The organism is Evansella sp. AB-rgal1, assembly GCF_041820985.1.
Taxonomy (GTDB): domain Bacteria; phylum Bacillota; class Bacilli; order Bacillales; family Salisediminibacteriaceae; genus Evansella.
This window is the reverse complement of record NZ_JBGUAU010000045.1, coordinates 15696-29182: the sequence shown is the minus strand read 5'-3', so window position 1 is coordinate 29182 and position 13487 is coordinate 15696. Positions and strand designations below refer to the sequence as shown.

8 protein-coding genes are annotated in these 13487 nt (G+C 36.1%); 1 reads left to right on the top strand and 7 read right to left on the bottom strand.

Annotated elements, in window-relative coordinates:
- Positions 1–331 precede the first annotated feature (331 nt).
- From ACERII_RS24180 to ACERII_RS24155, 6 genes are all read right to left on the bottom strand, one after another.
- Positions 332–2278, bottom strand: coding sequence for an S-layer homology domain-containing protein (locus ACERII_RS24180; RefSeq protein WP_373645537.1), 1947 nt, complete (start codon positions 2276–2278; stop codon positions 332–334).
- A gap of 70 nt (positions 2279–2348) precedes the next feature.
- Complete coding sequence (locus ACERII_RS24175) at positions 2349–3617, bottom strand: phosphodiester glycosidase family protein (RefSeq protein WP_373645536.1); 1269 nt, start codon at positions 3615–3617, stop codon at positions 2349–2351.
- A gap of 214 nt (positions 3618–3831) precedes the next feature.
- Positions 3832–6150 (bottom strand): S-layer homology domain-containing protein, encoded by a 2319-nt coding sequence (locus ACERII_RS24170; RefSeq protein ID WP_373645535.1) that lies wholly within the window; start codon positions 6148–6150, stop codon positions 3832–3834.
- A 193-nt stretch (positions 6151–6343) separates the two neighbouring features.
- Complete coding sequence (locus tag ACERII_RS24165; RefSeq protein WP_373645534.1) at positions 6344–8902, bottom strand: LTA synthase family protein; 2559 nt, start codon at positions 8900–8902, stop codon at positions 6344–6346.
- A gap of 193 nt (positions 8903–9095) precedes the next feature.
- Entirely contained in the window at positions 9096–9488 is a 393-nt protein-coding gene (locus ACERII_RS24160; RefSeq protein WP_373645533.1) for a CotH kinase family protein, read from the bottom strand.
- Positions 9489–9829: 341 nt separating this feature from the next.
- Positions 9830–10402, bottom strand: a complete 573-nt coding sequence (locus tag ACERII_RS24155) for a transposase (protein ID WP_373645532.1) — start codon at positions 10400–10402, stop codon at positions 9830–9832.
- 232 nt (positions 10403–10634) lie between these two features.
- On the opposite strand from ACERII_RS24155, the gene ACERII_RS24150 reads away from it, so the two are divergent.
- Entirely contained in the window at positions 10635–11846 is a 1212-nt protein-coding gene (locus ACERII_RS24150) for a stalk domain-containing protein (RefSeq protein WP_373645531.1), read from the top strand.
- A gap of 68 nt (positions 11847–11914) precedes the next feature.
- Here the strand turns inward: ACERII_RS24150 and ACERII_RS24145 are convergent, their stop codons facing one another.
- Positions 11915–13423, bottom strand: a complete 1509-nt coding sequence (locus ACERII_RS24145; RefSeq protein ID WP_373645530.1) for an S-layer homology domain-containing protein — start codon at positions 13421–13423, stop codon at positions 11915–11917.
- Positions 13424–13487 lie beyond the last annotated feature (64 nt).

Below are 13487 nucleotides of genomic sequence, written 5' to 3'. Positions count from 1 at the left end.
CCTGCTATTATATGTGCGAATTCCACACTTATATGTGCGAATCCCGCTAATATATGTGCACTTTCAAAAAAACCTGTTCTATACATAAAAACTATCTGTCATTCTCAAACAACACCTATACTATTTCACATTACCTCCCATGAAATCAAACCCTCTTACTAATTACCCAAACGAATTTTTGAAAACTTGGCTTATCGCCAATCCCTTAATGGGGAAAGCCTTCATACATCTTATACTTTACTCCTTTAGCGAAGTTAAACTCTCTAAAAATAGAACAAAGAAAAAGGGATGCCATTTCCAGCATCCCTTTTCCTGTTTATCTATGAAACAATTATTTTATAAAAAGTCTCTCAAAAGTTGGTAAAATCCTCACATATTCTCCTAGTGAGCCGTTTCCATAAACCCATACATGATTATAGTTTGGATGATCAGAAACTACCCGATACCATGTATCACCGTTTTGGTCTTTTTGCTCGTCTACTATTAGCATAGCTTGACCTACATTACCTTGTTTTAACTGGTATAAAGGAGAGTTACCACTTGTCGTTGGAACACTTCTTACATTAATTACACTATCTATGTTTTTTAATCCGATTTTATATCGGTTTTCTGGTCTCGTATCTTTCCCACCTAAGAAATCGTCAATACGATGCATGTGCCCTGCAGCTTTTTGACCCCAAAACGGATCAGAAGCATACCTTACATTAGCACCAACTCCCTTATTCCCAAGCTGTGGACCGTGATAGATAGAACTATTATGGTTGGAGTACGTATTTTTCAGAAGTCTAGCTGCATCACGTATAGAGTCCTCATAAGTAGCATACGTTCTTGCATTCTCGTAAGCGCCACTATCATAAGCACCTACTCCAAACAAATTCTTTTTATCTCGAGCAATGGCACTTTCTCCCCATCCACCTTCATGAATTGCTAAGGCTAATAAGTGAAGCGCATTGACGCCCGTTTCTGCTTCTACTTTTTTGAAAGCTTGTCCTAAATCTTTTAAAGGACTGGTAGGACGAACTGCCCTAACGTAGCTATTTAATTCTTCCGCAGTATATTTTGATTGAGTGTAAAAAGGTAAATATTGAAAGTATTGATATACATTTTGATTTCCAAATCCGAATCCATTCCAACTATAGTATGTCGTTTGAGAATTCATAAAAGATGCTGCAGGTCCAACAGAATAAGGTCCTGGTGTCCAAGCATTTACATAAGTATAATGCAATAATTGTCCATTTGCATTTACTCGATAATGAGATCTTACTGGATTTGTTACAGATGGGTTAAGTCTTACATCACTTAACTTAGCATATCCTTCTGCACCTGAAATTCGAACCTTTACAGCATTTCCTTTCACTTCTAGAAATTCCATTTGGGACCCTGTTTCAATATATGTAATGTTCGACCGTAACGATTCATTACTATATAACAGAGTATAAGGTCTTGCAAGAGCTGTCACAGTTCCACCATCTGATTTATCCATATGGATAATCTTACTATCTAGTACAATGAACTGATTGGACTTTACATTAGCAACAGCCTGATCATAAGTTGCATAAGAGTTAACAACAGACCTAGTTCCGCTACTGTTAATTGTTACGACCTGGTATGGAGTCGCAACAACTGGAGGCTCTGGTTTCTCTATTACTGGCGGGTTCTCTATAATAATAGGCTCAATTACATTCAGCATTTCAAAGATTACTTTTGCAGCATGTGCACGAATAGCGTTATGTTGTGGTTTAAAGGTATTATCTGTGTTTCCATTGATAATTCCTAACGAAACATTGACTTGAATGGCTTCTTTCGCCCAGTTACTAATAGTATTAGTGTCATGAAAAGTGAGATTCATTAACGAACCAGTCTCAATCCCCTCATACTTAAGAGCCTTGTGAATAATCACTGCCATCTGTTCTCTTGTTACTGGTTCACTAGGACGGAAGGTTCCGTCACCAAACCCCTCTATAATATTAGCAGAAGCCGCTCTACCAATCTCTGTATCTAAGTTCCCTTGATAGCCTACGGGAACATCCGGGAAATTGTTCTCCCCTTCTGGTAATTCCAATGCTCTTGCAACAAAGGCTGCAAACTGAGCTCTTGTTACAGTACCATTTGGATTAAAATTACCTTTACCATTGCCTAGCATAATATCATTATCATTTAAATATTTCATTTCTTTTTGTTGTGGATGCCCTTGGATATCACTTGCAAAGGCATATGATTGCAGCATTGTCATTCCAAACAATAAAATGATAATAAACATGCCACCCCATTTTTTCATGTGTGTTCCTCCTCTAGTACTTTATGGTTTTCATATTTTCATTCTATTGCCAAAAATAAATCTATATATATCAATGAAACTCTTCATTACTTTCCTTTTGAATTAATTGAATTGTTGCAGATACTTTCCTTTGTATACCATCTGCAGGTCGATTTACTAAAGACGGCATAGTATCCCCAGGCTTCTGTAAAACCATCGTAGACGAACCTCCTCCATCCAAATTAATTGCCTGTTCCATGCCACACGTAAGAAAGAAGTCTGCGAGCTCCACCATTGTCATTCCGTCACTATACCCTCTCTGACGGCCATCAACTGTAATCAATAGTACTTTACTTCCATCCTCCGATATCCCTACCGCCGTTCGAGGCTGTCGGGTTGATGCTAGAGGACTTGATAGATTCATTGTGATATGTGTCTCTCCGTTTTTCACTAAATATGGACCAGAACCTAAAACAAAGTTTGCTTCTTTCCAATGATTGTCCAGCTCTAACGAAACGGACAACTCCGAACCAACCTGAATATCTCCTAATGTTTCTACCATTGCATTACCAGTTGCTAAGATAACAAATCCATCTTTTGGTACATGCAATTTATTCTTACTAGAAGAGTTTAGTAGCTGCTTTACTGTTCCAGTTATCGTTGTGCCGAAAGAAATTGTTTTCATATCTTTATCGACATTATCAACAATAATTTCCACTGTAGGATTGGATAAAAAACTTGCTGGCAAGGGTTTATCACTCTCTGTGTATAAAACAGCTTTTCCTATTCGAGGCATAACATCATTCATAGAGAAAACAGGAATTCGTCTGTCATCTACCCTCATCGTTATGTTTGATTCATATTCCCCAATTCTTGCTTTCCCATTTGAAAGGAGACCAAATGCTTGTTTTTGAAAAATAGGGCCTGATAAGTTTTCAGAATTTCTTCCGTATCGGATAATTTCCCCATCTTTTACTATTAAGCTTGCTGGAAGACCCGCTATCCCTTCAATAGTTTCGAAAAAGGCTGCATTAACCGCTGCAAGCACTTTGTTTTCCTTCCCATTTCTTGCTTGTTCTTCCGTCGTTTGTAACGAGCGAAGTGGTTGGGGAATATTCAATTGTAGCTCTGAATCTTTATTAGTGAGATCCACTTCTAATACATGAACAGATTGCTTTAGGAATTTTCTTTCAAAAAGTTCATTTCTGTAGGAAATACCTTTACACACTTGATAGCTTTCTACAATAGATTTTGCTCCAAAATTGCTACTATTTGATTTTGGAATGGGAAAAACCATGTTTCTGAAGGCAAACATTCTATTTGCCAACTTACGAAGTGTTGCTCTCGTTGTTTCTTTCATTTCCTTCACTCCATAAACATAGATTCTTCCATTCTATCTTAATCCATAACAATAAAAGACAAAATGAATGCATAAGTTATATTATACAGCAATCTTCGACACTACTAAACCTTAATTTCTCCTTTATTTCTTCCATTAAAATCCATAAAAGCTTAATAGATCGCTAGACCTAATTAAGCTCTTATACATTGTGCTTTATCCTTTTCACGTCTGTTTACTTTTTCAACTGAATAGTGCGATATAAAAATGCTGAGAACTCAGCTCTCGTAACAGGTTTATCTGGTGCAAATGTTCCATTAGGATAGCCAGTAGTAATACTATGGCTTGAAATAGTAGCGATGTCACTATAAGACCAATGACCCTTCACATCACTAAACGTTAATTGCTGTTCTCCTGATAGCTTGTATGCCCTCTTTAAAACAGCTGCCGCTTCCCCACGTGTTAATGTCTCTTTAGGGCGGAAATATCCTGCTGATCTACCTGTTAGTATGCCATGTTGGGTTACAGTTGCAATAGCATCATAGTAAAAACTACTAGTACTAACATCTTTATACTCTACTTTTTTGGTGTTATTCATATTTAGATTTAACTGCTTTACTAGCATCAACGCCACTTGCTCTCTTGTAATATTCCCACCTGGTTGAAAATCCCCATTTGTGAAGCCTGTAATAACTCGCTGATTTGCTAGATAAGATATTTCATTAACTGCCCAGTGCGAATTTGATACATCCGGGAACATCCCTTTGGACGGATCATGAAGAGGATTTTTCGTTGGAGCTATAAAGTTAGTATCATAAATTACATCCAAGTTATTAAAGTAAATGGTACCCATGGATTTTTTGTTTTCCTGTGATTGGGCAATATAAATTCTTGAAATAGAAAACGGCCCTGGAATGTTTGGTGGAATGTCTGCCGTAACATATCTCCAACCAGACCAATTCAGTTTATTTTCCGCTGTAAGGTTAACATAATAAGGTTGTAAATTCCGATCATCTATTTGCGCTCTTAGTGCATTTTCTCTTCCATCTCCGTATACCCACATCCCTATTTTCGTGGGTCTTCCCTCTAACATGAGTGGCTGTTTTGGGATAAGGTATGCTGCAGATGTTCCTGTTTGTTTATTTGTTGAAAAATCATAAGATAATTTTACAGATTGTTTACTACCAGTAGGCCAGCCTTTCGCCGCTAAGGAAATTCCAGCCGTTCCCCTTAGCACCGAAGATTCCCAGTTTCTTAGACTAGAAAATTCTTCTATTTCCATTGCTGTTTGCGTCACTGCTTGTGGTGGCGTTGAACTAACTATTTGAATCGCATTCGTTACTCTCCGTTCATTACCCTCAGAAGGTCGATTCACTAAGTATGGTAAGTCATAGCCTCGAACACGCGCTGCCATTACTGTAGATCCACCACCATCTAAGTTTATGGCTGAAACAGCGCCAAGAGAGATCATATAATTCGCTAAATCCATTAGTGATATTCCATTACTATACCCTGCTTGTCTGCCATCCACTGTTACCATTATCAATTTATTATCTTTCGTAATTCCAACGGCAGACCTAGGGTGCAATGAGCTTGCGAAAGAACTAGAAGCATTCATACTTAAGGAAGCTTTTCCTCCTTGAACAAGAAGGGGTCCCGAAGCAATCATACTTTGGGCATTTCTCCATTTTTCATCAATATTAAGGTTGAACGAAATAGGATCTCCCACTTTCACTCCCGATAATTCTTTCGAAAGGTTCTCTCCATTTGCAACAATAACGAACCCATCCTTTGGAACAGCCAATGGAGTGTCGCGATAGCCTCTATTTACTTTCGTAACAATGCCAGATACATTGTCACCAAAGGAAAGTTTGCTAGTATTTTGCGATGCTTTTTCCACGATGATCTCCGTTGAATGATTAGAATCAATCGGAACATTATGACCAAGACTTGGTGTATAAAGGGTAACTTCTCCATTACGTCTCGGTGAGTTAAATGAATGTAAGGTTACTTGTTTTCCATTTACAACAACCCTCATATCCTCTTTATATGAATCTATCAATGGCTTTCCATTTCTATTGACACCAAAAGCATAACGATAGTGGATTGGGTCATTTGGTGTTGCCGAATTCCTTCCGAGTCGTAATATCTCATTATTTTTCACTACTAAATTGGATGGTAATCCAGAGCCGTTCGTTAGAAAAAAAGAAGCATTAATGGAACCAACAACATATCTATTCTGAGCTGGTATCGTCTCTCTCCTAGCCAAGTCTGTTACTCTCGTTAACTGGTTAAAAGGATTCCCCGTTGCAATCTCGATACCTATATTGGATTGATTTAAATCCACTTCCATATAATTTATTGCACGTCTTCTTGTACTAGTTTCATAATTTTCCTTTGTTAAGGTTACCCCAGGGGCAATTTGATAGTTATTTTTGTATATATTATTTCCTAGATTCGAATTTGCAGTAGCTGTTGTTAGTTGAAAGTTCGAAAATAGAAGGACAAATGCGACAAACAACATTGCGGTTTTTTTTACATGATACTTTTTCAAAGATATACCTCCCACGCTTTACAATAGATGAGTAAAATCTACCAAAAAATACAAATTTCAGCAGATTGATTCTATTATACATGGAAACTTGATATTCTGATAGATATAAAAGGACCTAAATTTGTGAAAGTAGCACCTACCTTTTGCATTGAAAGTAGCACCTACTTTTCTCTCTAAAAGTAGGTGCTACCTCTTATCTCAATAATTCGTTGTAGGTGTCGATGTAGAGTGTATAGTTTTGTTCTTTGAAGTATGCTTTTATTTCTTCAGGTGTTGGTTGCGCATCGTATCCCCATTTACTATCGTTGTTGTCAATGGAGATATACAAATAACCATTGGAATAAAGATTCGTTAAGTTCCCTTGATCAAATTGGTTCGCATTTCGATCTTGTAGTATTTCCCCATCCCGCTCCACAAAGTAATTTGTTTCTGGGGCTTCTAAATCAACACGAACTATGGTGAAATCTTCTCTACTTGAAAAATGTTCCCATTCTAACTCTTCATTTAAATCAATTTTATCGCCAGTCTCTTCAATGATTTCGTAGAAGGAGGTTAATTTATAATTGATCTTATTAAAATCTTCTTCGAATAAAAATAACGTAAAATCTTGTTGTTCAAAGAACGATGAAATATCTTGTTGTGATAGATCATCTTCACTCCAACCACTTTCTGAGTTATCAATAGTTACATACAAATAGCCATTTTCGTATAGATCATACTGATTGCTATCATAAAATATATTTGCATTAACGTTTTCTACCGTATGATCTTCTCTTTCTACCCTGTATTGAGTAATACTAGGAGAAAATAGATTCACTCGCACCACTTTATAGTTTTCACCATTGGACACATGTTCCCATTCTAGAGAACCGTCTAAAGGAAACTCTGAACTAACACTCTCTAACCCCCTTCTAGGAGGTAATTGGGTGACATACGCATCGGATAATTCGAGTAAATCCATTAAGCGTCTAAAATCTTGTTCATATTCCGCTACCTCTACCTCTTCTAACGTATAGAGATCCACACCTTTACCATCGTGGAAACCATTCCCTGGAGTATATAAAATATCTTCATTAATAAACGATCCTGACGGAAGATAAAAACGCATACCAATCAAATTTTTATCATAATTAAATAAATCTTGACCAAACATAACGTTATCATTTTCTACACCAATTAAATTTACTATCGTAGGCATATAATCCACTTGTCCACCAATGTGTGTAAACATCTCAGCATTATCTTCTTCCCCTGGAATATGAACAACAAGGGGGATATTAAAGTGATCTACATGCTCGTGATATGGTCTGTCTAGTATTTCTTCCATTAATATATAATCTAAATCTGTTTCCAAACGTAGTCCAAAGTGGTCCCCATAAATAAACAATAAGGTATCATCCCATAGACCCTTGTCTTTTAAATCTTTGATAAGTTCTCCTAATGCAAAATCTGCATAGTGAACCGCTCTAAGATAATCTCCTACTGCTGTATTTTCATAATGTGATGGAAGGGGCAGTAATTCTTTTGTATCTGGCAGAGTATACGGATGATGACTAGACATAGCGACAAGGTTTGCATAGAATTTTTTCCCTGTTTTCCAAATATCTTCAAGTATAGGTAGTGACTTTTCATAGAGTACTTCGTCTGAAGCTCCAAAAGCAATGAAATCATCTGTACCGAAGAACGCCTTGTCATAATAAGAGTCAAACCCTAATGCTTGATACATGCCATCCCGATACCAAAATTGTACATCATTCGTATGAAACGTTACCGATTCATAGTTATGTTCTCTTAAAATTTTTGGCAAACTTGGTATATCACGATTCCCAAACTCTTGTGACATTGCCCTGTCACCTAAAGGATAAATGGATGTATTTAATGCAAATTCTGCATCTGAGGTATTTCCACGTCCAATTTGTTGAAAAACATTGGGAAAATAATAACTATCTTCTATTAAATTATTTAATATAGGTGTTACTTCATTCCCTTCTATTTCTAAAGAGATTGGAAAAGTTTGTAGTGATTCTAATTGAACAACTAAAATATTTTTGTCTTTTGCAATGCCATAGTAATCGAACTCTTCTCTTGTTTCAATCCCTTTTAATTCATTAATTATACTTTGGTCTAAATCATTATTAATTATAGAGTGCAATCTCGACTGCGTTTTTTGATCGTGATAAACGCTATATAGTTGAAAATGGAAGATTCCCATTTTTTCGGCCTGGTTAATGGTATTAATAATGGTGGAGTTCGTATATATAACTCCTAATGATAGTAGAATGACGATTGGTAGAGCAATTAGCATGCTGAGCCTTCTTTTTATCGGAAAGTTCGAACTAATCCATTTCTTTTTTAGGAAAAATGGTAGAAGAATTATATCTACAAATAACAGTAAATATATTGGCCTAAATATAGCGGCAATACTGTCTCCTACTTCCCCTACTTGGTCTGCTTGAAGTAAAGCTGAATAAGTTGGTACTGCACCATAAAAATCAAAATACATAATAATACTAAAAAACAAAACGGAGAAAACAAAGTTTACTATATAATAGGCAATATTTTTGCCCTTCCTAAAACAAAACTCAATGAAGAGAGCTATCAATAGGGGAAATAGTAATTCAATAAATAAGGAAAATCCGAAAATATTGTCGTTAAAAAGAAACATTCTAGTGAAATGGACTTTCACCAAAATGATCAGTAAAAATATGAAGAAGTGACTTGTCATCCACTTAGAAAAATGATTCCAACTCATTACATGCCTCCATCTATTTGTAAAAATAGTGTAAATAATATTAACAAATTATAACATATTATAATGTGTAATATTACTACTAGCGGTGGAATGCCACAAAATATTTATGCCATCAACATGCGTTTCCCCTCACATAAAAAGCCTGCAGGAGAATACCTGCAAGCTAATAACGAATGAATTTTTCTATTCTTATTTAATGTTGAAGTAATTTACGAAGCTTTTGTAATTGAAAGTCTGCTTCTGCTTTACAGCAATAATCTATATCTTCTATATTTAACGTTTCCACTAGTTTATCAATCTCATCGATTTGCTCTTCAGAAGGCTCTGTTTCAATGATTTTTTGAATCGCTTCATTTACCTTCTCTGTTAATTGATCCTGAAATTTTGGATCCTCCAATAAATTCTTGTCCATTTCCTTGTACCAGGAAGCGTTGTCCTTTGAACTCTTTAACCAAAACTGAATAAACTGATCACTATCGTACTTCGAATCATCCCAATCAATGTTCTCCATATACTCTACAAATGATTTTTTAATCGAATAGTTGATACTTACTTTCATTCCTCTTGAAAAATTTCCATTCATCATTAAATACCTCTATCTTTCAAAAGATTTCTTCTTAACATTATGACACTTCACCAAATGATAATAAAGGATAAAAATTTACCAACCTTACTAATCGTCTCTTCATAATCATACGATAGACGGTGAAAATAGAAAAGTAACTCCCCTTATGAGGAGTTACCTTCCCGCTGGCCCAACCAAGCCCCTGATTATAACACGTCTATAAAAAGGAAATTGTTACAACAATAATATTTTACCACATTTATCCTCTATATAAACGATTTTTTTGTGGTATATATATTATTTTTTTTAGAAAACGCTTTAAAAGTAGCACCTACCTTTTTTAAGAAAAGTAGCACCTACTTTTAATCCTCAAAGTAGCACCTACTGCCTATTTCTAAATACATTCTATAGTAGTTTTTTTGGGTTTCTTCATCACCTGGAAAGGAATCTATTAATGGGGTATAACTAAAATATGGAGGCACTTCTATTAGTTTACTAGGGGAGAAAAATGTAATACTGCTCCAAGGGTATTCGTAGATATCTTCCACCATCCCTGCTTCACATGGATTAGCGTGGATATATGAACTGACTTTGAGAAGTCCTTCCGTACCATATACAGGTTTATCAAAATAGCGCTTTTCAAATAGGTGTCCATGACATTTATATTTCTTGTTATAATAATCTGCATATTTTTTATTGATATAAAACATTACGTTTGGAATAGTCTTTAGAGGAGCTTTGATTAGAAGGTGGTAGTGGTTCGACATTAGACAATAAGAGCTTAATTCGAATGGAAGCTTAATATAGGTTGTTTCTAGATTTTGAAGGAACCATCTAAAATCTGAATCTTCATGGAAGATGTTTTCCTTCCTATTCCCCCTCGCAGTAATATGGTAGAACGTGTCAGGTATCCAATCTCTTCGTTTGTAAGGCATAGCAACCTCTCCTTTCAAAATAAGTAGCACCTACTTGAGCTGGATCATTTTTTAACAACCAGTGTAGGTGCTACTTTCTTTATACCACGAACTGGATAGTAGGTGCTACTTTTTTCCCACATCTATGTAATAAAATGCTAATATAAGATATATATAGGAGAACAAGGTGGTGTTTCTGGACTAGAAAACTAGTATTCTACTTTTTACTCATTTCGGAGAGGAGTTTGGTCATTTGCATAAGAACTTATTTTATTTGTTTCTTTTATTATTTTTCTCATTTATAGCACTCGTTCCATCTGTAACAGCCTCAGAATCTACAAAACAAGAATCTGAAGTAACAATCAACAACAAGGCTATGTATGGTTACATAGAAAATGGAAGAACACTTATCCCTGTTAGGTATGTTTCGGAAGCATTAGGTATGGAAGTACTGTATGATGCCAAAACAAAGGATATTACAATTAAGAATGATGAAGATATTCTGAAACTAAACGTAAATTCCACTACTGGTAATATAAATGGACTGCCTTTTAAAATGGATGTTCAGCCCAGGCTCATACAAGGGAGGACATATATACCGTTACGATTTGTCCTCGAAAATCTATCCATTCCTTTTCAGTATCACGAGGATACTAGTAAAATTGTAGTTAACAATGACAATGTTTCTTTTACTGTAGATATAAAGCCTATTACAAGTGCTTATTTATATCGACCTGAAAAAATATACTCGATCATGTATCACGAGTTTGGTGACAATCCATCTAGTTTGTATGTTCCTCTAGGTACATTTAGAGAACAACTCGAAATGTTGATCCAACAAGGCTACGAGACCATTACAGATCAAGATGTAATAAACTATAAAAACAATCCAAGTTATCGATTACCAAAAAAGCCATTGTTACTTACCATAGATGATGGTTATCTATCTAACTATACAGATGTGTATCCTATTTTAAAAGAGTATGGTCTGAGGGCGAATATCTATCTCATTTCCAAAAGTCACCCTATCCGTTTTACTTTGGAGCAAGCAAGAGAGATGGAAGATTCTCGGGTAATCAATATTCAAGATCATACGTATGAGCACCATAGAAGAACAGATGGAGTGAACTTGGCAGGTATCCCCGTTTCCGGAGGACCGCTACTAACTACGATAAAAACGGGTGAGACGAGACAAGATTACATTCATAGAATAAGAGACGATTTGAAAAAATCAAAAGAAGTTTTAGAGAATGCTCTTGGAAAAAAGGTAAACGTCCTTGCCTTCCCATTTGGTGCATATAATCATGAAGTGTTAAAGGTTACTAGAGAACTAGGATATGAATTACTCATCACTACCGAACCTGGGTATAACACATATGAATCTCTCCAAACAGGCCTAGTCAAACGAATCAACGTTCGCGGAGAATATACTAGCGAGGATTTGAAAAGAGAGTTAAATAGGTAGCACCTACTTGAGCTGGATCAAATTTTAACAACCAGCGTAGGTGCTACTTTTAGTCATTTTGGTAGGTGCTACTTCAAAATTCGCATGATGACTGTTGCGACCTCTGCTCTAGTGGCGTTTGCGCTAGGTCTGAAGGTGTGATCGCCATATCCAGTTACAATTCCTAGTCTTGATATGTTGTTCACTGAATCTACAGCCCACGTTGGTATTTCATCTACGAAAACTTCTGGTGGCCCCACTTCGCCAGATGGTTCATAATTTACTATGTCTACTAGACGATCAAGTATTACAACCAATTCCGCTCGAGTAATGTTATTATCTGTTCGGAATGTATTGTTGGAATAACCCTGAATAAGTCTGAGATTGACTCCTTCCATTATAGGATCTTTCGCCCAATCTTGTGGTTTTTGATCAGAGAATGTCCAATCAAGATTTACGTCTGGAACGTTTGCTAATACTCTTGAAATAATAGCCATCACTTCAGCCCTAGTAATATTTTGATCCGGTCTGAAGGTATTATTTGAGTACCCACGGATAATATCCTTTTTATTCAATGTAAGTATATCTTCCTTACCCCAATGAGACCGAATATCCGTCAACTCATTTCCGTTCCTATCTGGAAGACTATTTATATCCACTAACCCTACCTCTTCTATAGGCTGGATTGTTCCTGAAGCTACATAGCCTTCGGTTCCATCAATTGATTCTACTAAATACCAAACGTACTGCCTTTCTGGATTATCAATTCCATGAAGATGGGATTCATCATATCGAAAGGTTTCTAAAATACGAAGTATCTCCCCTTCAGCTAATGTTTTGATAATATTTGTATTCCCTAGCGCAGTAGTTGGGCTCGTTCTCAATCTAGGTGTCGTTGTAGTAATGACAAGATCATCTTCATTCAGAAAGTATCTGCTACTTTGCTTTCCCGTAGATTTATAGGCCATTTTATTAAAGCCTAGAATGTTGTTGGCTCTATAATCAAAATCAGCTACTTCAAATTTCAATGGTTCCATTACCATCCCATTATTTAATTCGCTAATTGTTTGAAAAACTCGTTCTTGGTATGCCGAATAGTTTCTGTTTCCTGTAGCTCTTATAATAGGACTATTACTATGTACTAGCCCATTGTACGCCATGACAGCAAAGTACCAATGATCCATATACTCATAAGAGTTATCATTTATCTCTGGTATCGAGTTACCACTCCATTTCTTCTTTTCTAGTAAAATTTGAATGGCAGATTCGATATTATACTTAATGTCAGTCTTTAATTTTTCCTGATCAAAACGACTGTCTGTGACCTGCATGATTCCTATTCCACCATCGTCACTGATATTTGGCTCACCGTCAACAAATTGTCGCCATTCACTTTCTCTGTATGCGATAGCTTTCACCACTTCAGGGGGAACATTGAATTTCAGAGCTTTCTCTGTCAATAGCTTGTCAATTTCATGATACTTTGGATTCGGCATTACAATTCCTAAATCATTTGCGCCTACTAATATAGTAGAATTGGAGAATAGCAAAAAGCCAACCAACAGACAACATAATACTAGTTTTGAAGCTTTCCTCATTTGTTGCACTCCCTCCATCACTTCTTTCCCTTTAACATTTTTGTTAAAAACTACCTATAATAGA